At 34.6% G+C, this 20,515-nt stretch carries 17 protein-coding genes; 5 read left to right on the plus strand and 12 right to left on the minus strand.

Features of this window, described 5'->3' with window-relative positions:
* Nucleotides 1-4 precede the first annotated feature (4 nt).
* Nucleotides 5-754 carry a uroporphyrinogen-III synthase gene (locus tag VP395_RS06250; protein WP_346240891.1) on the plus strand — a complete coding sequence of 250 codons (750 nt, stop codon included), beginning with the start codon at nt 5-7 and terminating at the stop codon, nt 752-754.
* Between the two features lie 57 nt (nt 755-811).
* Here VP395_RS06250 and pckA read toward each other — a convergent pair whose 3' ends face one another.
* Together pckA and VP395_RS06260 are read right to left on the minus strand one after the other, a co-directional pair.
* Nucleotides 812-2,428 carry a phosphoenolpyruvate carboxykinase (ATP) gene (gene pckA, locus VP395_RS06255; protein ID WP_346240892.1) on the minus strand — a complete coding sequence of 539 codons (1,617 nt, stop codon included), beginning with the start codon at nt 2,426-2,428 and terminating at the stop codon, nt 812-814.
* A gap of 61 nt (nt 2,429-2,489) precedes the next feature.
* On the minus strand, nt 2,490-2,876 hold the full coding sequence (locus VP395_RS06260; protein ID WP_346240893.1) for a DUF423 domain-containing protein: 387 nt from the start codon (nt 2,874-2,876) through the stop codon (nt 2,490-2,492).
* Between the two features lie 77 nt (nt 2,877-2,953).
* Between VP395_RS06260 and VP395_RS06265 the strand changes: the two genes are divergently transcribed.
* Nucleotides 2,954-4,318 carry a saccharopine dehydrogenase family protein gene (locus tag VP395_RS06265; protein ID WP_346240894.1) on the plus strand — a complete coding sequence of 455 codons (1,365 nt, stop codon included), beginning with the start codon at nt 2,954-2,956 and terminating at the stop codon, nt 4,316-4,318.
* A gap of 62 nt (nt 4,319-4,380) precedes the next feature.
* On the opposite strand, the gene VP395_RS06270 is transcribed toward VP395_RS06265, so the two are convergent.
* A complete protein-coding gene (locus VP395_RS06270) occupies nt 4,381-5,922 on the minus strand; it encodes a glycine--tRNA ligase (protein WP_346240895.1) in 1,542 nt (513 codons plus the stop codon).
* A 191-nt stretch (nt 5,923-6,113) separates the two neighbouring features.
* Between VP395_RS06270 and VP395_RS06275 the strand changes: the two genes are divergently transcribed.
* Together VP395_RS06275 and VP395_RS06280 are read left to right on the plus strand one after the other, a co-directional pair.
* The gene (locus VP395_RS06275) at nt 6,114-6,791 is read left to right on the plus strand and encodes a ComF family protein (RefSeq protein WP_346240896.1); all 678 of its coding nucleotides are present in this window, start codon (nt 6,114-6,116) and stop codon (nt 6,789-6,791) included.
* Between the two features lie 58 nt (nt 6,792-6,849).
* On the plus strand, nt 6,850-8,457 hold the full coding sequence (locus VP395_RS06280) for an Ig-like domain-containing protein (protein ID WP_346240897.1): 1,608 nt from the start codon (nt 6,850-6,852) through the stop codon (nt 8,455-8,457).
* Here VP395_RS06280 and VP395_RS06285 read toward each other — a convergent pair.
* From VP395_RS06285 to VP395_RS06325, 9 genes are all read right to left on the minus strand, one after another.
* Nucleotides 8,444-9,223 (minus strand): amidohydrolase, encoded by a 780-nt coding sequence (locus VP395_RS06285; protein ID WP_346240898.1) that lies wholly within the window; start codon nt 9,221-9,223, stop codon nt 8,444-8,446. The two genes, VP395_RS06280 and VP395_RS06285, sit on opposite strands and share 14 nt — an antisense overlap.
* 15 nt (nt 9,224-9,238) lie before the next feature.
* On the minus strand, nt 9,239-9,706 hold the full coding sequence (locus tag VP395_RS06290; protein WP_346240899.1) for a hypothetical protein: 468 nt from the start codon (nt 9,704-9,706) through the stop codon (nt 9,239-9,241).
* A 57-nt stretch (nt 9,707-9,763) separates the two neighbouring features.
* Nucleotides 9,764-10,909, minus strand: a complete 1,146-nt coding sequence (locus VP395_RS06295) for a methionine aminotransferase (protein ID WP_346240900.1) — start codon at nt 10,907-10,909, stop codon at nt 9,764-9,766.
* Nucleotides 10,910-10,968: 59 nt separating this feature from the next.
* Nucleotides 10,969-12,738: a MutS-related protein gene (locus VP395_RS06300; protein WP_346240901.1), complete on the minus strand. Its 1,770-nt coding sequence runs from the start codon at nt 12,736-12,738 to the stop codon at nt 10,969-10,971.
* Nucleotides 12,739-12,818: 80 nt separating this feature from the next.
* Nucleotides 12,819-13,523, minus strand: a complete 705-nt coding sequence (locus VP395_RS06305; RefSeq protein ID WP_346240902.1) for a Bax inhibitor-1/YccA family protein — start codon at nt 13,521-13,523, stop codon at nt 12,819-12,821.
* 101 nt (nt 13,524-13,624) lie between these two features.
* Nucleotides 13,625-14,323: a zinc metallopeptidase gene (locus VP395_RS06310; protein WP_346240903.1), complete on the minus strand. Its 699-nt coding sequence runs from the start codon at nt 14,321-14,323 to the stop codon at nt 13,625-13,627.
* 142 nt (nt 14,324-14,465) lie between these two features.
* The gene (ald, locus tag VP395_RS06315) at nt 14,466-15,566 is read right to left on the minus strand and encodes an alanine dehydrogenase (protein WP_346240904.1); all 1,101 of its coding nucleotides are present in this window, start codon (nt 15,564-15,566) and stop codon (nt 14,466-14,468) included.
* Nucleotides 15,567-15,766: 200 nt separating this feature from the next.
* Complete coding sequence (locus tag VP395_RS06320; RefSeq protein WP_346240905.1) at nt 15,767-16,027, minus strand: SemiSWEET family sugar transporter; 261 nt, start codon at nt 16,025-16,027, stop codon at nt 15,767-15,769.
* 141 nt (nt 16,028-16,168) lie between these two features.
* Nucleotides 16,169-19,258 carry a leucine--tRNA ligase gene (locus VP395_RS06325; protein ID WP_346240906.1) on the minus strand — a complete coding sequence of 1,030 codons (3,090 nt, stop codon included), beginning with the start codon at nt 19,256-19,258 and terminating at the stop codon, nt 16,169-16,171.
* A 247-nt stretch (nt 19,259-19,505) separates the two neighbouring features.
* On the opposite strand from VP395_RS06325, the gene VP395_RS06330 reads away from it, so the two are divergent.
* Nucleotides 19,506-20,453, plus strand: a complete 948-nt coding sequence (locus VP395_RS06330; RefSeq protein WP_346240907.1) for a DMT family transporter — start codon at nt 19,506-19,508, stop codon at nt 20,451-20,453.
* Nucleotides 20,454-20,515 lie beyond the last annotated feature (62 nt).

Below are 20,515 nucleotides of genomic sequence, written 5' to 3' on the forward strand. Positions count from 1 at the left end.
GCCTATGAAAGTGAAAACCGTTTTAGTATCTCAACCAGAACCTAAAATAGAAAACTCGCCTTATTTCGATTTAATAGAAAAACAAAAAGTAAAAATAGATTTTAGGCCTTTCATTCACGTTGAAGGGGTTTCTGCAAAAGAAATTAGACAACAAAAAGTTGACCTAAATAATTATACTGCTATTATTTTAACCAGTAGAAATGCTATAGACCACTTTTTTAGGGTTGCCGAAGAAATGCGATTTAAAGTACCCGATTCTATGAAATATTTTTGCCAGTCTGAAGCTGTTGCTTTTTATCTTCAAAAATACGTAGTGTACAGAAAACGCAAAATTTATGTTGGAAAACGTACTTTTTCTGAATTATCGCCTTTAATTAAAAAATATAAAGACGAGAAATTTTTAATGCCCAACACAGATAAAGTTAAGGATGAAGTGCCAGACACTTTAAATGCCTTGGGTGTAGATTGGAAACAAGCCATTTTTTACAAGACAGTTATTAGTGACCTTTCTGATTTAGCTGATGTTTACTACGATATTTTGGTATTCTTTAGTCCTTCTGGCATTGATTCATTATTTCATAATTTCCCCGATTTTAAACAAAATGAAACCCGTATTGCGGTATTTGGAGAAACTACTATTAAAGCTGTTGAAGAAAGAGGATTACGTGTAGATATTGCAGCACCAACACCTGAAACACCTTCTATGACGATGGCTTTAGAAAAATATATTGAAAAAGCAAATAAAGCAAAATAAGCTATTATCAAAATAAAAAAGGGATGATTAAAAAAAATCATCCCTTTTTGTTTACAATTAAAACGCGTATCGCTGCGGACCGCCACGTCTAATTTCCTCACTAGCAAAAGCTTCAAACTTTTTGAAATTTTCACGAAATGCATTGGTTAATTTAAATGCTGTTGTATAATAAGCTTCATCATCATTCCAAGTCGCTCTTGGGCTTAAAACACTTGTTGGAACACCTGGACATTCTCTAGGCTGCGCCACACCAAATACAGAATGTATGTGGTAATTATCATAGTTATACAGGCCTAAATCGCCATTTAAAACAGCATTAATCATAGCACGGGTGTATTTCAATTTCATTCGGGTTCCAACCCCGTATGGGCCACCCGTCCATCCTGTGTTCACCAACCAAACATTAACCCCCGACTCTATCATTTTTTTACTTAGAATTTCGGCATATTTTGCTGGATGTAAAGGCATAAAGGGCGCACCAAAACAAGCTGAAAAATTAGGTGTTGGTTCTAAAACACCAGCTTCAGTTCCTGCCACCTTAGCCGTATAACCCGATATAAAATGATACGCAGCCTGACTTGGTGTTAATTTAGAAATTGGAGGCAACACTCCAAAAGCATCAGCAGTTAAAAAGAAGATGTTTTTTGGGTTTTTACCGATTGAAGGAACCTGTATATTCTCAATATGATTTATTGGATAACTAACCCGTGTATTTTGTGTAATAGATGTGTCTTCAAACTTTACATCACTATTGTCATCCAAAACAACATTTTCAAGAATCGCTCCTTTTTTTATGGCATCATAAATTTCAGGTTCGTTATCTCTTGATAAGTTTATAACTTTTGCATAACAACCCCCTTCAAAATTAAACACCGTATTTTCAGCAGTCCAACCATGTTCATCATCGCCAATCAAACTTCTATTGGGGTCGGTAGAAAGCGTCGTTTTTCCTGTCCCAGATAAACCGAAGAAAATAGCCGTATCGCCATCTTTCCCTACATTGGCACTACAATGCATTGGCAGCGTGTTTTTATATACTGGAAGAATAAAATTCAGCGCAGAAAAAATCCCTTTTTTAATTTCACCAGTATAACCAGTACCACCAATAAGTGCTATTTTTTTAGTGAAATTTAAAATAGCGAAGTTGTGTTGTCGGGTACCATCCACTTTAGGATCTGCCATAAAACCAGGCGCATTAATCACGGTCCATTCCAATTTAAAAGTCTTTAATTCCTCATCGGTTGGACGCAAAAACATATTATAGGCAAATTGATTACTCCACGGGTATTCATTTACAACCCGAATATTCAATTTATAATTATCATCGGCACAAGCATAACAATCTCTAACAAAAATTTCTTTGTTCGATAAATAAGCTGCTACCTTATCATATAAAGCATCAAACTTAGCAGCATCAAACGGAATATTAATATTGCCCCACCAAACTCGCTCTCGGGTTATATCGTCTTCAACAATAAATCGATCTTTTGGAGAGCGTCCTGTAAATTCTCCGGTATTTACGGCTAAAGCTCCAGATGACGCCTCAACACCTTGACCTTTTTCAACAGCAATCGCATGAAGTTTTTCTGGGGACAGTTGATATTTAATTTTTGAATTTTTTATTCCATATTTTTCCAACGAAACCGTCTTCGGAATCTGGTCATAGTTCATCATAATAGTAGTGTAAATTATATATTACTCAAAATTAATATATTATTTTTATATTTTTCTTATTTTATTGTTTCATTTTCAAGAAATTAATAAATATAAATATCCAAGACAGTATTAAAAACAAACCTCCAATAGGCGTTATAAACCCAATTAATTTAAAATCGAAGGCAGTTAAAGCATTTGTGGCCAATCCATAAATAGAACCTGAAAACAACAAAACACCTATTAAAGTTAAATAATAGATTTTCTTTTTGTTTTTATATCTAACAAGCATTGTATTACCTAAAAACAACAATAAAATAGCATGATACATTTGGTAGCGTACGCCCGTTTCAAAAGTTTGTTGTGCTTCTACTGAAATCAACTGTTTTAAACCATGCGCACCAAACGCGCCCAAAATAATACCTGTTATTCCTAAAATAGAAGCTGTAATTAATATTGTCTTGTTCATATTAATATATGTTTTATAATAAATGCTTGGTGTATTTACTAAATTAGCTGCTACAAAATTACTTAACAAATATCACTATGCGAAAGATTTTGGTTATTGGTTCTGGAAAATCTACTTCCTATCTGTTAAAATATTTATTAGATAAATCGGTTTCCGAAAATCTGTTTATTACAATAGGTGATTTAAATATTGATGCCGTTAAAAAACTTATTGGCAATCATCAAAACGCCGAAACTATTTTATTGGATATTTTTAATGAAACTTTAAGAAAAAATGCCATAAAAAATGCCGACATAGTAATTTCCATGTTACCCGCAAGTTTACACATTGAAGTTGCTAAAGATTGTGTTTTATTCGGAAAGAACATGGTCACAGCATCATATATTAGTCCCGAAATACAAGTATTGGATGCCGATGTTAAAGCCAAAGGGCTTGTATTTATGAACGAAATTGGGGTAGACCCAGGTATAGACCACATGAGCGCTATGCAGGTTTTAGACCGTATTAGAGACGAAGGCGGGAACGTTGTTTTGTTTGAGTCGTTTACAGGCGGATTAATTTCCCCGGAAAGTGATAACAATCTTTGGAATTACAAATTCACATGGAACCCCAGAAATGTGGTTATTGCAGGGCAAGGTGGCGCTGCAAAATTTTTACAAGAAGGCACCTACAAATACATTCCATACCACCGCTTGTTTAGGCGTACCGAGTTTTTAGATATTGATAATTTTGGTCATTTTGAAGTTTATGCCAATAGAGATTCACTTAAATACCAAAGTGTTTATGGTCTAGATAGGGTAAAAACCTTATTTAGGGGCACCATTAGGCGGGTTGGATTTTGCAGAGCGTGGAATATTTTTGTAACCCTAGGAATGACCGACGACAGCTACACCTTAGACGATAGCGAAAACATGAGCTACCGCGATTTTGTAAACGCCTTTTTACCTTACAGTCCATCCGATTCGGTAGAACTAAAGCTAAGACATCAATTAAAAATTGACCAAGATGATATTGTTTGGGAAAAACTAGTAGAACTCGATATTTTTAATGCCAAAAAACCAATAGGCCTAAAAAGGGCAACCCCAGCACAAATACTTCAAAAAATATTAATGGATAGTTGGACACTTGGCCAAAACGATAAGGACATGATAGTAATGTACCATAAATTTGGCTACGAAAAAGATGGTAAAACATACCAAATTGATGCTAATATGGTTGTTCTTGGCGATGACCAAACCTATACTGCCATGGCAAAAACCGTTGGCTTGCCCGTTGCTATGGCTACACTTGCCATTTTAAATGGAAAAATAATAACCCCGGGCGTACAAATGCCCATTACCAAAGAAGTTTACAACCCTATTTTAAAAGAATTAGAAACTTTTGGGATTCAATTTAAAGAAAAACATGTCTCATACCTTGGCTACAACTCCTTAAATAGTTAATATTTTGTAGTTTGTAGTTACCATCCCGATAGCTATCGGGACAGCACGACAAACTACGTTTGTCACATTTTCATTAGCCAAGTACGCACATCAACTGCTTGCTTAATAATGTTTCTTAAATCTTCAATTTTAACACGCTCCTGTTCCATAGAATCTCTATGACGAATGGTAACAGTATTATTTTCTAAAGTATCATGGTCTACAGTAATACAAAATGGTGTTCCGTTGGCATCTTGCCTTCTATAACGACGCCCTACCGCATCTTTTTCATCGTAATCTACATTAAAATCCCATTTCAAATCATTTACAATTTGTTTTGCTATTTCTGGTAAACCGTCTCTTTTAATCAAAGGTAACACCGCTGCTTTTATGGGCGCTAAAACTGCTGGTAATTTTAAAACGGTACGTGTTGTATTGTTTTCTAATTCTTCTTCAACTAAAGAATTTGAGAAAACGGCTAAAAACATACGGTCTAAACCAATAGATGTTTCTAATACGTATGGTGTGTAACTCGTATTATCTTCATGGTCAAAATACTGTAATTTTTTACCTGAGAATTTTTCGTGCTGACTTAAATCGAAATCGGTGCGTGAGTGGATACCCTCTAATTCTTTAAACCCAAATGGGAATTTAAACTCAATATCGGTGGCAGCATCGGCGTAATGTGCTAATTTTTCATGGTCGTGAAAACGGTAATTATCCGTTCCCATGCCTAAACTTAAATGCCATTTCATTCTGGTTTCTTTCCAGTGTTCAAACCATTCTTTTTGGGTGCCTGGTTTAATAAAAAACTGCATTTCCATTTGTTCAAACTCACGCATTCTAAAAATAAATTGTCTCGCCACAATTTCATTTCTAAACGCCTTTCCCGTTTGTGCAATTCCGAAAGGAATTTTTAATCGGCTTGTTTTCTGAACATTTAAAAAATTTACAAAAATACCTTGAGCTGTTTCTGGACGCAGATATAAATCCATCGCATTTTCAGCAGAAGCACCTAATTTGGTTCCAAACATTAAGTTAAACTGTTTCACATCGGTCCAGTTTCTAGAACCTGTTAATGGGTCGGCAATTTCCAGTTCTTCAATCAACGCTTTTACATCAGCTAAATCTTCATTTTCTAAAGATTTTGCCATACGCGAAAGCGTAATATTTATTTTTTCTTGATATTCTACAACACGGGTATTGGTGGTAACAAATTCTTCTTTATCAAAAGATTCACCAAAACGTTTTGCAGCTTTTTCAACTTCTTTATCAATTTTTGCTTCAATTTTAGCGCAATAGTCTTCAATTAACACATCGGCTCTGTAGCGTTTTTTTGAATCTTTATTGTCAATTAACGGGTCGTTAAACGCATCAACATGTCCTGAAGCTTTCCAAGTGGTTGGGTGCATAAAAATGGCCGCATCAATACCTACAATATTATCGTTCATTTGCACCATGGCTTTCCACCAGTAGTCGCGAATGTTTTTCTTTAGTTCCGCCCCGTTTTGTGCGTAATCGTAAACTGCACTTAATCCATCGTAGATTTCACTACTTTGAAACACGTAACCGTACTCCTTTGCGTGAGAGATTACTTTTTTAAATTGATCTTCGTTATTTGCCATGGTGCAAAAATAAAAAACCGAACCAAACTAAATGCGTTCTTTGTTAAAAATTAAGTGTGAATTTGCTTATTTTTAAATGCGTTAGGGATTGAAGCATTTGTTTGAGCTCTTTTTGCGACGGTAGGAACAAAAAAGCGAGTGCGTAAAGCCCGACCCTTATGGTAACGCCCAAATAATTATGATTGTATTTTATGCTAAAACCCATAGTCAATTTATTCTTCCCAAAAGTATGCTATGCATGCCTAAACTTACTGAATGATAATGAGGACACTATTTGTGTAAATTGCAGGCATGATTTACCCGTGACTAATTTTCATTTTGATGATGATGATTCGGTTAAAAAAGTACTTTATGGACGCGCCAATATTGAAAATGGCACGGCACTTTTTAGATTTGAAAAAAAAGGATTGGTACAGCAACTTATTCATGGTTTGAAGTATAAAGGTTATGAAACTGTTGGATATTCTTTAGGAAACTGGCTTGGTGGTGAATTAAAAACTTTGGATGACTATAAGACGGTTGATGTGGTTATTCCAGTACCATTGCATGAAAAAAAGCTTAAAAAGCGGGGTTATAATCAGGTTACGAAATTCGGACAACAAATTGCCAAAGCTTTGGAAGCCGATTATATAGATGATGTACTTATAAAAGTAACCAATACCCAATCGCAAACCATTAAAAACAGGCTCTCACGTTGGAACAGTACCGATGAATTATTCGCCGTAAAAAATCCTGAACCACTAGAAAATAAACACATTTTGTTGGTAGATGATATTATTACTACCGGAGCTACTTTAGAAGCCTGTATTACCGTTTTGAATCATGCAAAAAACATTAAAATTAGCATTGCTACCATAGCAATAGCATAAAGAGTTAATCGTTATATCTTTAAAATTATGTAGGTTTGTACAAAATTTAAAATTGGCGATGAACAAAACCCTTTCAAGTTTTATTTTATTGATTTTTTTAGGCCTTGTTTTTGTAAACTGTGCCAACAGAGGAACGCCCGACGGTGGCCCAAAAGACGAAACGCCTCCTAAAATCGTGGACGAACTTCCAAAAAATTACAGCACTAGTTTTAAGGGTAAGGTTATTAAAATATATTTTGATGAGTATGTAAAAATTAAAGACATTCAAAAGCAACTTATTATTTCACCGCCAATGAATACCCCGCCCGAAATAACACCACTTGGTGGCGCTAGTAAATACATAACCATTAAAATTTTCGATACGCTACAACCTAATACCACTTATGCGTTTAACTTTGGGAACAGTATCACCGATAACAACGAAGGTAATCCGTATCCATACTACAGATATGTGTTTTCTACAGGAAGTTACATCGATTCGCTTAGTGTTAAAGGAAACATTATTGATGCTTTAAAAAGACAACCTGAAACGTTTGTAAATGTGGCACTTTACGAAGTAGATTCTACGTTTACCGATTCTATTATTTATAAAAAAGCACCTAAATACATTACCAATACGCTAGATAGCTTAACAACTTTTTCTATTGAAAATATTAAAGCCGGAAAGTATATGCTCATAGCTTTAAAAGATGGCAATAGCGATAATAAGTTTCAACAAAAAACCGACCAAATAGCTTTTTATAAAAGTTTTATTACGGTACCAAACGATTCACTTTATACACTTAAATTGTTTAATGAAGAACTCGATTTTAAAGCTAACCGACCACAAATAGCGGCTACACAAAAAATAGCTATTGGGTATGAGGGCGATTACAGCAAAATGAAAGTTAATTTAAAGTCTAAAACTACTGCCGACTTTAAATCCCGCATTACAAAAGACGAGAAAACAGACACCATTTATTATTGGTACAAACCCAAACTTGAAGTAGACTCTCTTATTTTAAATGTATCTCACACTGATTTTGATAAAGATTACACAGTAAAAATTAGAAAACAGGAAAAAGATTCGCTAATCATTAAAACCATTCCTTCTGGAGTTATTGGAGTAGATCAGCCTTTTAGAATTACTGGGAATATCCCATTCGTTCATTTTGATGCTTCTAAAATCAATCTTATTGATAAAGATTCAATAAAAATTAATTTTACATCAGAATTTGATTCCATTAACAATACCTATGCTTTCAACTTTAAAAAGACAGATGAAAACAGTTATAAAATGCTGGTTTTACCTGAAGCTTTTACTGATTTTTTTGACACTAAAAATGATACCTTAAACTTTAATTTAACCACCAGAAAAGCATCCGATTTTGGTTTTGTACGTTTTACGTTGGTAAATGCAAAATACCCCCTTATTGTTCAACTAACAACTGATAAAGGTGAAGTTAAAGCTGAAAAACACACTACCAAACCTGAAACTATCGATTTTTTAAATTTACAACCAAGCACCTATTATATTAGGGTAATCCATGATGCAAATGGCAATGGCAAATATGACACGGGTAGTTATCTTAAAAAAATACAACCAGAACGGGTAAGTCACTTTAAAGAAATAGAAGTGCGTGCCGATTGGGGTTACCCCGAAACTTTGGAATTTACTTCAGAATAAATTCGTCTTTATCATCTAAAAACTTGAGTTTATTACGGTAAAAATTGATATGGTTGCGTTCTAGAGCAACTACTTCAATCTGTTCTTTATTTGGTTTTATAGCTGTTATGGCATTACCCAACACATCATACACGGCCGAGTTTCCAGAGTATTCATTCTGCGCTTCATCTAAACCTACCCGGTTAACGCCCACAACATAACTCATATTTTCAATAGCTCTTGCTTTTAGCAAGGTATCCCAAGCTAAAATTCTAGGCTTTGGCCAATTTGCAACATACAGCAATACGTCATAATTCTCTACATTTCTTGCCCAAACAGGAAAACGTAAATCATAACAAACCAAAGGGCAAAATTTCCACCCTTTATAAGTTATTATTACTTTTTCCTTGCCTGCTGAATATACTTTATCTTCCCCAGCTAAAGTAAAGGTATGCCTTTTATCGTAAGTTGTAATAACTCCTGATGGTTCTACAAAAAGCAGGCGATTATAATAGTTTCCATCTTCAGAAATAATAAGACTCCCAACGATGGCTGCTCCTGTTTTTTCAGCTTGTTTCTTCATCCAAGCAACCGTTTTCCCGTCCATGGTTTCTGCAACAGTTTCGGTTTTCATAGTAAAACCAGTTGCAAACATTTCGGGCAGTACAATAACAGCTACTTCGTTTAAAATACTTTCAATTTTCTCAGAAAAATTTTTCCGATTTTGCTTTGGGTTTTCCCAAACCAAATCAGATTGTATTAAGGCTACTTTAAGTTGGTCTTGCATATATTGGGTTAAGAGCTAAAGCTTTCTTTTTGCTTTATCAATATCTTCTTTTAAATCATTTATTTTTTCTAGCCACTTTGCTTCGTCATTAGGCGATAATTTACCTTTCCTTTTTAGCTTTTCATATTTTTTTATAGCATCGTTGTAATCCTCACTAGCGTCTTCAAATTTAGACTGAGCCTTTTCTCTAGCTTTCAATTCTTTTTCGGCTCTTTTCTGTTTCTTTTCCGCCTTTTTTTGCTCTTTTTCAGCTTTTTTAATAGCCTTTTCAGCTGCTTCGAGTTCTTTGTCTAAAGCATTTTGTTTATTAAATGCTTCCCAAACACCTGTTTGTTCTTCCACAGAAAGCGTTGTTGTTACATCTGCTTCATCTAATAAAATAGTTTTTCCTTTTATTTCATAGGTCGTTCCATTAAAACTAACTTCCTGCGCTTGAACACTAATGGTCAAGCCTAAAAATACTAATACTGCAAATAATTTCATAATCTATAATTTAAAGTGTTCTTTACTTTTTAGACTTCTAAATACTAAAAAAGTCACCTAAATACTGTTCAAAATAGCGGCTGCTTGTTTTAATGTATCATCCGTTTTGGCAAAACAAAATCGAAGCACCTTGTTATCTACATTATTACTATTAAATACGGACAATGGAATTGAGGCAATTCCAGATTCTATGGTTAGTCGTTTCGCAAACTCAACATCGTATTCCTGTGTTATTTCCGAATAATCTAACACTTGAAAATAGGTGCCTTTTGATGGTGTAAATTTAAACTTAGAATCTTTGATTAAATTTAAAAATAAATTCCGTTTTTTCTGATAAAATTCTGATAATTCTAAATAATGTTTTGGTTCTTGCATATAATCAGCAATACCTTTTTGAGTGGGATGATGAATGCAAAACACATTAAACTGATGCAATTTTAAAAATTCCTGCATGAGCTCTTTAGGTGCGCAACAATACCCGATGCGCCAACCTGTATTATGAAAGGTTTTACAAAAGGAAGCCACAACAAAACTTCTGGTTTTCAAATAGGGATACAAACAAGCGCTTTGGTGAGTTTCGCCATCGTAAATCATGTGCTCATAAACCTCATCACTTAACACGATAATGTTTGTGTTTCTTGTTATACTTTCCAATTGAAGCATATCATCTTTTGAAAAAACAGACCCAGTTGGGTTGTGTGGCGAATTAATAATAATCATTTTGGTTTGATTATTAATGCTTTCCTTCACTTCCGTCCAATTCACTTTGAAATTATCAGAAGCTTGAAGTTGAATGGGTATTACCTTTCCGCCATTTAACTCGACATTTGGTTCGTAACTATCATAAGCTGGTTTAAAAACAATAACCTCATCGTTGGGTTTAATAAAAGTTGCAATAATAGTAAAAATGGCCTGAGTTGCCCCAGCAGTTACCGTAATTTCATTTTCTGGATGATAACTTGAATTATAAAGCAACTCCATTTTTTTAGCAATAGCTTCACGTAGTTCTGAATTCCCTTTCATAGGCGCGTAATGGTTATAACCTGAATTCATAGCTTTACTTACCAAATCGATTAATTTTTGGTCGCTTTTAAAATTTGGAAAACCCTGCGATAAATTGATAGCGCCATGCTTAGTTGCCAAAGCACTCATTACCGAAAAAATGGTTGTACCTACATTTGGAAGTTTAGATTGGTGATGCATTTGTGTTGGGTGTTAGATTTAAGTGTTGGGTGTTGGCACGCTCGTCTTCTGCTTCTAAATTATACAATATTCATCTTTTTCAATAAAAAAGAGGCGTTCATATTTTTACAAACTCCTTCTTTTAAGGTGTAATCAAAATAAAGTTCATCGTTAATAATTTCAGCATCAAAATAATAGTTTTTAACATCTTCTAATTCCTTATCAATCTCGCACAAACTTAAATCGTGCGTAGCAATTATACCCGTTGCTTTTGAAGCTACCAATTTTTCAACAAATTTTCTTGAACCGATGGCTTTATCGGTGCTGTTGGTTCCTTTTAAAATTTCATCCAAAACAATAAAATAAGGTTCTTTTACTATCGCTTCAACAATAAATTTTAAACGGGTTAATTCAGAAAAGAAGTACGAACTATCATCGGTCAACGAATCTGTAGTTCGCATGCTTGTAATCAGTTTTACTGGCGAATAGCTACTGGATTTTGCACAAACCGGCAAGCCTACATTTGCCATTACAATATGTAAAGATACCGTTCTTAAAAAAGTACTTTTTCCAGCCATATTCGCGCCCGTTACTATAAAAAATTGCTCGTTTTCTATAGTTAAATCGCTATCTACTCGTTTGTTTTTATTTAATAGGGGATGCCCTAAACTTTCTGCTTTTACAACCACTTTATTTTTTTCAATAGTTGGAAACACAAAATCAGGATGATTAAACACAAAGTTCCCTAAAGAGTTATACGCATCGAAAAACGATACCACTTCAAACCAGTCACTTACTTTGTTGGCATGACGCGCTATCCACTGCTCGATATGATAGCTGTTTTTTATATCCGAAAGAAAAAATCCGTTTCCAAAAATAGCTCCTATCAGGTTGTTTCTGTTGTCTAGAGCATCTAATGTTTTGGAAAGATCATTAAAAATTACAGAGGCTTTTTTTTCCTCCTGTTGAATTTGCTGTTGTTTTTGTTTTAATAATTCCGAAGAAAAAGTCTCGTTTTCAATCAAATCCAAAAGTGATGCGTATTGACGGAAGGTTTCTTTAACTTTATCGCTATTTGAAGATAGCACATTTACCTTTTTCACATACATACCCGAGACACCCAAACCAATAAGCAGCAAATAGCCAATAAAAATTGGAGCTATTACTCCAAAAAATCCCAATCCTATAATTAGCACCGAAATGATTGTAAAGATTAAAGGAAGCCATTTTGCCGTTTTTGGCAAGAATAACTGATAGTTTTGTAACCAATTAATAATTTGTTTTACAGGTGTTTCTACTTTCACCAAACTGGATGTTGCAGAATAATACTGGCGCCATTCTGGTTTTTTGTTTAACTCGTTTATAGCATCTTGTCTTAAAACAATAGTATCAATATTATTAGCTTTTAAGGCATCTGCAAGCTCTTTTTCCCCTTCTTTGGTTGTAGTTCTATTTATAAATTGAAAAAAAGACCCACGACCGAATAAATCGATATCTAAACTATAAAAATGATTCGCATCTTGAAATGGCAAGCCTGTATCCCTATTATGGAAATCGCCCAAAGCTATTTTTATTTCATCTTCATTAATAACAACCAAAGCTTCATTAAACTGCCTTTCAGCTTTAACATCGTTATACTTTGACAGTAAATATAAGAAAGTAGCAATCCCTGCAACCCCTACAAAAATGGCTAATTGCCAGTGTTCAAAAAAGATGTGAATACCTAAACCTGTAAATACAAAAACCAACAAGCGGCTAACACTTAAAGCAGTCATTTTATTATACAACTTATGCGCTTCTGTTTTGTAGCTTCCTAAGTGCTTTTCGTAATATGCTAGCGGATTATTCATTATAAATTAATATTGAAAAAGTAAAGAAACAAAAAAAGCCCTGAAATAGGTCAGAGCTTTAAAGTTATAATTTTTTTGTTTTAGTCTCTAGACATAAAAATACTAAGTATGTACCAAAACAGAAGCATCAATGAGGCAAATAAGCCCAATGCTGCTGGAATATACTGATCATCTGAATAATTGTTCACCAAGTTCGAGGTTTGATACAGGATAGATCCTGCTGCCAATATACACATCCCTACCGAGAACCAAAGTCCTAAATTAAAACCAAATAAAGATCCTGCTAATATTAGTCCAATGGCGATAAAAAAACCAACGGTTAAACCTGCTTTTAAAAATGAAAAGTCCTTTTTAGTTACAAAAACGATGGCCGACAAACCAGTGAATAATGCCAAAGTTACGATTGCTGCTTGATTTAATATTTCCGGACCTGAATCCATATAAAAAGCAGCAATATAAATAAGTGGTACAAAAATGAAGGCTTCTGCCAGAATATAAAGCCCGAAGGCCAAATATTGCTTGTTCCTATCAGGTGTTTTCAAAGTCATTTTTTCAGCGTAGTTGGTTACAAACATAAAACCACCCAGCATAATTAACCAACGCCACCCTTGCGCCATTGATAAAGCAAAATTTACAATAGTTTCGCTTTGCAGCAACAAATATTCAAAAAGAATAAATACTAAAACACCACCCGCAACATGCGAATAGGTTTTTTTATAAAAAGCAACTTTATCAACTTCTGAAAGTTGGCTTACCATTAATTTGTTTTCAACTAAGTTTTCCATAAATTCTTATTTAGTTAAGGTTTCTAAATTAAAGATATAAAAAAGAACCGAATTCTTACATAAAAATTGAGAATTCGGTTCTTTTTTATATTTTTTTAATATTAATCTCTAGAGCCTCCAAATACTTGAAGCGCCCAATATACTAACGATGCCAAAGCACCAATAGCCGCTACCAAATAAGTTCTTGCTGCCCATTTAAGAGCTTCTTCAGAACCTGCATACTCTTGTTGAGACACCATGTTTTTGTTTTTTAACCAAGCCAAAGCACGGTTACTCGCATCATATTCGACAGGCAAAGTTATAAAACTAAATAATGTTGCAAAGCCCATCATCACTAAACCAGCAACGGCCACATAATAACCAATACCTAAACCTGCAGCAGCTCCTAACATTAATCCGCCAATTACCACCCATTGTGACATACCAGAAGTCACACTAACAACAGGCACTAAAGCTGAACGCATTTTTAACCATTCGTAAGCTTGAGCATGTTGTACCGCATGCCCACATTCGTGAGCAGCAACAGCTGCCGCAGCTGCGTTACGTTGGTTGTAAACTGACTCACTTAAATTAACCGTTTTGTTTTTCGGGTTATAATGGTCTGTTAATTGTCCTGGGGTTGAAATCACCTCAACGTCGGTAATACCGTGATCTGCCAACATTTTTTCGGCAATTTCTGCTCCACTCATTCCATTACGCAATTGTACTTTCGAGTACTTTTCAAACTTTTTCTTCAAAGTACTACTTACTAACCAACTAACAAGCGCAATGGCTCCTAATAATATATAATATCCAATCATTGTTTTAAATTTTAAATCACTACTTAAATATAACAAAAATAACGCCAAATTTATGAAAATGATATTCTGTCAGTTAAATTCTGAAACTAAAAAACCCCAAGACAATTTCTTAGGGTTTAATTTATGTATTTTTAATCTATTATTACGCTTCAGCAAACTCTAAATCGAAAGCTTCCGCTATTTCTTTATAAACAATATCGCCTTTTACAATATTTAATCCTTTTGCTAAAGACGCACTGTTTTCACACGCTTTTTCCCAACCTTGATTTGCCAAGTTTATAACATACGGCAAAGTTACATTGGTTAATGCCATAGTAGATGTATAAGGAACAGCTCCAGGCATATTCGCAACACTGTAATGCACTACATCATCAATTATATAGGTAGGGTCTTGGTGCGTTGTTGGTCTTGTGGTTTCAAAACAACCACCTTGATCTACAGCTACATCAACCATAACCGTACCAGGACGCATCTCTTTTAGCATGTCTTTAGTGATTAACTTTGGCGCTTTGGCTCCTTTTATAAGTACGCCGCCTATAATTAAATCGGAATCTTTTATATGTTTTCTAATGTTGTATTCACTTGAAAATTCACTAACCACATTATTTGGCATCGAATCGCTCACATAGCGTAATGCTTTCATATTAATATCCAAAATATGCACGCTTGCACCTAAACCTGCTGCCATTTTTGCGGCCTGATAACCTACAACACCTGCACCTAAAATAAGTACTTTTGCAGGAGGCACTCCCGGAACACCTCCAAGTAAAATACCACGTCCCATAATAGGCTTTTCAAGATATTTAGCCCCTTGTTGAACCGACATTCTACCTGCAACTTCAGACATAGGAATTAATAACGGTAACGTACCATCGGCATCTTCAACCGTTTCATAAGCAATACAAATAGATTTACTTTTAACCATGGCATTGGTAAGCATTTGGCTTGATGCAAAATGAAAATAAGTAAAAACCACTTGGTTTGGTTTTATTAAAGGATACTCTTCTTCAATAGGTTCTTTCACCTTCACAATCATTTCAGCAATACCGTAAACTTCCTCGATAGTATCAAGAATAGTAGCACCAGCACCCAAATAATCTTCATCTAAAAAACCACTGTTGTAGCCTGCATTTTTTTGCACATAAACTTCATGATTTCTTTTAGTAAGCTCAAACACCCCTGACGGGGTCATACCTACTCTATTTTCGTTATTTTTAATTTCTATTGGAACACCTATTTTCATAGTATTATATTTTAAGTTAGTCTAAAACCTATGCAATATTAAAACAATGAATTGAAAAAAATATCAAAAAAGCTATTTTAGATGAATAATTATCATCAAATTTAACTTTTTGTTAGCAATTACATAAATACATAGGTTTAATAGGAAATACAAATCGTGACCAGGAAACAAAAAAGGTTATAAAAGAAGAGAGATTCTAACTATTTTTTACTGTATTTAATTTTGAAGTATAGTAAGAAAAAAGCAGATACAACGGTTATAGCATTTGCCGAAACCATGGATGGACTTTCTTTATAAAAACCATAAACCAGCCATAAAAAAACGCCTATAAAAAACATGAGTAACATAGGCAAAGACAAACCCGAAACATCTTTGGTTTTCCATGTTTTATAAACTTGAGGTAAGAACGCTGCTGTTGTTAAAATAGCTGCTGAAAAACCAATAATTTCTGTAAAATCCATATACAATTTAGGACTATTCTTAAATTAAATAAACGTACTGTCATTTCTAACTTCGTTCGAAATGACATAATAAAAACACCAAGATTTATAATTATGTGATGTCTCAATCGTACCTCATTTCGACATGACAAAGTAATGACGTTAACCTACAATATTTACAATTTTACCAGGAACGATGATGACTTTTTTAGGTGTTCTACCTTGTAACTGTTCTTGGGTTTTTTCGTTTGCCATAACCGCTTCTTCAATTTGTTGCGCGTTAAAATCCATGGGCAGTTCTAGGGTGAAACGCATTTTTCCGTTGAAAGAAATCGGGTAATTTTTACTGCTTTCCACTAAATGTCTTTCATCAAAAGTTGGAAATGGCACTGTTGAAATGGATGCTTTATGCCCTAACTGGCTCCATAATTCTTCAGCAATATGTGGTGCATATGGCGACAATAAAACCAATAAAGGCTCTAAAATTTCTTTAGACGTACATTTTTGAGCAGTCAATTCATTTACAGCAATCATAAACGTAGAAACCGAGGTGTTGAACGAGAAATTCTCGATATCTTCCTGTACTTTTTTAATGGTTTTATGAAGGGTTTTTAAACTGTCTTTTGAAGGTTCTGTATCATTTACAAGCAGTCCGTTTTCACCAACATACAATTTCCAAAGTTTTTTAAGGAAACCATGCACACCTGTAATGCCAGCGGTATTCCAAGGTTTGTATTGTTCTAAGGGGCCTAAAAACATTTCGTAAAGACGTAAACTATCGGCACCATAATCAACACAAATTTGGTCTGGATTAACGACGTTGTATTTGGATTTTGACATTTTTTCGACTTCGCGCTTTACTTTAAACGTACCATCTGATTCTTTTATAACATTGTCCACCTTTGTAAAGTTTAATGCAGACTCCATTTTCTCAAGACGAATCTCATTCTTTGCTTCATCAATCAAACTTATATCAAGTAGAACTGGTCTAATTCTATACGGCAAGCCATAAGAAGGTTCTTTACAGCCAAATTTTTCTGCAAATTCATCAAAACACTTTATTAAATAGGTAAAATTCTCTTTTTCCTCATCAGTTAACGATTTTATTATTGCTTCTTTCTTACTTTCATCATTAAAGTAATTTTGAATTTTTTTACAATTTTTATTGTAAAAATCCGATATTCGTTTACTAATTAAAGTGTCAAATTTATTGCTTGAAAAATAAGCTCCTTCGTTGTCTATAAATTCTAAAGAAATAACATCAACATAAGCACTAGTCCCCAAAATCATGCCTTGGTTAATCAGCTTTTTAGCATATTCATCCACAGGCACCAAGCCTTTATCGAACAAGAATTTTTGCCAAAAACGAGAATACAATAAATGCCCTGTGGCATGCTCGCTTCCACCAATGTATAAATCGACGTCTTTCCAATAGTTCAAAGCTTCTTTGCTTGCGAATGCTTCGGTATTATCGGGATCCATATAGCGGTTAAAATACCACGAACTTCCTGCCCACCCTGGCATGGTGTTAAGTTCTAAAGGATATATGCCGTTATGAGACCCTTCGACTGCGCTCAGGGTGACAAATTCATTTGAAACGACTTTGTTATTTACAGAATCCCACGCCCAAACTGTGGCGTTTCCTAATGGTGGCTCGCCCGTTTCGGTTGGTAAATATTTTTCAACTTCGGGCAAACGTATTGGTAAATGTTTGGCATCAACCATTTGCGGCATGCCGTTTACATAATATACTGGAAATGGTTCGCCCCAATAACGTTGGCGACTAAAAACCGCATCGCGCAAACGGTAATTGGTTTTTCCTTCGCCTTGACCTAATTTTTCTAATTCTTGAATGGCTTTTTTAGTCGCCTCTTTATAGTTTAATCCGTTTAAGAAATCGCTATTCGCAATCACCACATTGTCTTTTGAAGCATAGGCTTCTTTTGAAATATCAACCCCTTCAAAAATATTAGGAATTGGTATATTGAAATGTTTTGCAAAATCGTAATCGCGCTGGTCACCAGATGGCACGGACATCACCGCACCTGTTCCGTAACCTGCCAAAACATAATCGCCAACCCAAACCGGAATGGGTTGTTTGGTTAACGGATGTTCTGCATACGCACCTGTAAAAGCACCTGTAATTGTTTTTACATCGGCCATTCTATCGCGTTCGCTACGTTTTGCGGTTGCTAAAACATAGGCTTCTACCTCGGCTTTTTGTGCTGGAGTCGTAATCTTTGATACTAGTTCGTGTTCTGGAGCTAAGGTCATAAAACTTACTCCGAAAATAGTGTCAGGTCTTGTAGTAAACACATCAATAACATGAGATGCTTCGACATGCTCAGCATGACTTTCGTTTTCATTATTGGCTAAAACCTTGAATGATACAGCTGCACCAACCGATTTTCCTATCCAGTTACGTTGGCTTTCTTTAAGTGAATCTGTCCAATCTATTTTATCCAACCCTTGTAGTAAACGTTCAGCATAAGCCGAAATTCGCATACTCCATTGGGTCATTTTTTTTCTAATAACAGGGTGTCCGCCACGTTCGGAAACACCGTTTACTATTTCATCATTTGCCAAAACGGTTCCCAAAGCAGGACACCAGTTTACTTCGGTTTCAGCTAAATAAGTTAATCTGTATTGTAATAATATTTGTTGTTTCTTTTTGGAATCAAACGCATTCCAATCTTCCGCAGAAAATGAAATTATATCGGCATCACAAACTGCATTTACATTTGAATTTCCTTCTGAAATAAATATTTTTTCTAATGTTGAAATATCTTCCGCTTTATCAGCATCTTTATTATACCAAGAATTGAACAGTTGAATAAAAATCCATTGTGTCCATTTGTAATAACTAGGGTCTGAAGTGCGCACTTCGCGAGACCAATCGAATGAAAACCCAATTTGGTCTAATTGGCGACGGTATGTTTTTATGTTTTCAGCAGTTGTTATAGCAGGATGTTGTCCCGTTTGAATAGCATACTGCTCAGCAGGTAAACCAAAACTATCATAACCTTGTGGATGCAATACATTGAACCCTTTGTGGCGTTTGTAACGTGCATAAATATCAGAAGCAATGTAGCCTAACGGATGCCCAACGTGTAAGCCCGCACCGCTTGGATACGGGAACATATCCAACACATAAAATTTAGGTTTTACTGAATTGTTTTCAGCTTTAAACGTTTGGTTTTTTGCCCAATATTTTTGCCATTTGGCTTCTATTTCGTTGAAATTGTATGTCATCCTTTTAATTGTAAATATTAACGTCATTGCGAAGGTTATTGAGATTAAAATATACTTTAATCGAAAATACCTAAGCGGAGCTTGCGACTGTGGCAATCTTTTAATATGAAACTATAATTAAACAGATTCCCACGCTTCGCTCGGAATGACGAATTTGAAAGCGCAAATTTACGCTTTCTACAGAAAACTGAAAGCGTTTCCCTTTTTATATCGCTAAATATAACAGCCATTTAAGGTTTTGTTTAAAATGCAATTTGTAATTTCGCCGCTTAAACATCATTTGGATTTGATAAAAGATACTACCAAAGCCCATTTGGCTCTGTTAGGCGCCAACGTAATTTATGGTGCCAACTACATCATTGCAAAAGGCATTATGCCTAATAAAATTAACCCAACTGCCTTTGTTTTTATTAGACTTTCTTGTTGCATGCTACTTTTTTGGGCCATCAAACTACTATTTGTTAAAGAAAAAGTTGAAAAGAAAGATTTTTTAATGTTGGCACTTTGTGGTTTGTTTGGAGGTGCCGCAAACCAACTCTTGTTTTTTCACGGTATTAATTTAACATCACCAATTGATGCATCCATCATTCAAACGGCAACACCTGTTTTGGTTTTAATTTTTAGCTTCATTATTTTAAAAGAACGTGTTACCAAAAACAAAGTAATCGGAATTATTTTGGCTGGTATTGGCGCCATATTTTTAATTTTATATGGTAATAAAACCATTGGAACAAGTTCATTTTTAGGCAATTTGTTTGTTTTATTAAATGCTTGCAGCTACGGGTTGTATCTTGTATTGGCAAAAACTTTAATGAAAAAATATCATGCCATTACTGTGGCCAGTTGGATATTTTTATTTGGGTTTCTTTACGTATTTCCTTTTGGAATTTCAGAGTTTTTAAACACCGATTTTGAAGCTTTTACCGCTAGTACGTATTTAACTATTGGCTATGTAGTTTTGTTTACCACCTTTTTTGCTTACTTATTTAATATTTATTCTCTAAACCACGTTTCCCCTTCTGTAACAAGTAGTTATGTGTATTTGCAACCCGTGGTTAGTTTTATTTTGGTTAGTGTACTGGCTTATGTTTTTATGCAAAGCCAATACGGGCAAGATATTAACTTAATTAAAATACTATGCTGCATATTAGTAGCTGCTGGTGTTTATATAATAAGTAAACCACAAAAAAATTAAGTATTATAAACTTAAATAAAACAATCTTGAAACTTTAAACGTTGTAATACTTAGCATAATAG

It is taken from the genome of Mariniflexile soesokkakense (genome assembly GCF_039650365.1).
Lineage (GTDB): Bacteria > Bacteroidota > Bacteroidia > Flavobacteriales > Flavobacteriaceae > Mariniflexile > Mariniflexile soesokkakense.

Coding starts and splice junctions, on each gene's coding strand:
- VP395_RS06250 (WP_346240891.1), top strand. CDS start 5: ATGAAAGTGAAAACCGTTTTAGTATCTCAACCAGAACCTAAAATAGAA.
- pckA (WP_346240892.1), bottom strand. CDS start 2,428: ATGATGAACTATGACCAGATTCCGAAGACGGTTTCGTTGGAAAAATAT.
- VP395_RS06260 (WP_346240893.1), bottom strand. CDS start 2,876: ATGAACAAGACAATATTAATTACAGCTTCTATTTTAGGAATAACAGGT.
- VP395_RS06265 (WP_346240894.1), top strand. CDS start 2,954: ATGCGAAAGATTTTGGTTATTGGTTCTGGAAAATCTACTTCCTATCTG.
- VP395_RS06270 (WP_346240895.1), bottom strand. CDS start 5,922: ATGGCAAATAACGAAGATCAATTTAAAAAAGTAATCTCTCACGCAAAG.
- VP395_RS06275 (WP_346240896.1), top strand. CDS start 6,114: ATGCTAAAACCCATAGTCAATTTATTCTTCCCAAAAGTATGCTATGCA.
- VP395_RS06280 (WP_346240897.1), top strand. CDS start 6,850: ATGAACAAAACCCTTTCAAGTTTTATTTTATTGATTTTTTTAGGCCTT.
- VP395_RS06285 (WP_346240898.1), bottom strand. CDS start 9,223: ATGCAAGACCAACTTAAAGTAGCCTTAATACAATCTGATTTGGTTTGG.
- VP395_RS06290 (WP_346240899.1), bottom strand. CDS start 9,706: ATGAAATTATTTGCAGTATTAGTATTTTTAGGCTTGACCATTAGTGTT.
- VP395_RS06295 (WP_346240900.1), bottom strand. CDS start 10,909: ATGCATCACCAATCTAAACTTCCAAATGTAGGTACAACCATTTTTTCG.
- VP395_RS06300 (WP_346240901.1), bottom strand. CDS start 12,738: ATGAATAATCCGCTAGCATATTACGAAAAGCACTTAGGAAGCTACAAA.
- VP395_RS06305 (WP_346240902.1), bottom strand. CDS start 13,523: ATGGAAAACTTAGTTGAAAACAAATTAATGGTAAGCCAACTTTCAGAA.
- VP395_RS06310 (WP_346240903.1), bottom strand. CDS start 14,323: ATGATTGGATATTATATATTATTAGGAGCCATTGCGCTTGTTAGTTGG.
- ald (WP_346240904.1), bottom strand. CDS start 15,566: ATGAAAATAGGTGTTCCAATAGAAATTAAAAATAACGAAAATAGAGTA.
- VP395_RS06320 (WP_346240905.1), bottom strand. CDS start 16,027: ATGGATTTTACAGAAATTATTGGTTTTTCAGCAGCTATTTTAACAACA.
- VP395_RS06325 (WP_346240906.1), bottom strand. CDS start 19,258: ATGACATACAATTTCAACGAAATAGAAGCCAAATGGCAAAAATATTGG.
- VP395_RS06330 (WP_346240907.1), top strand. CDS start 19,506: ATGCAATTTGTAATTTCGCCGCTTAAACATCATTTGGATTTGATAAAA.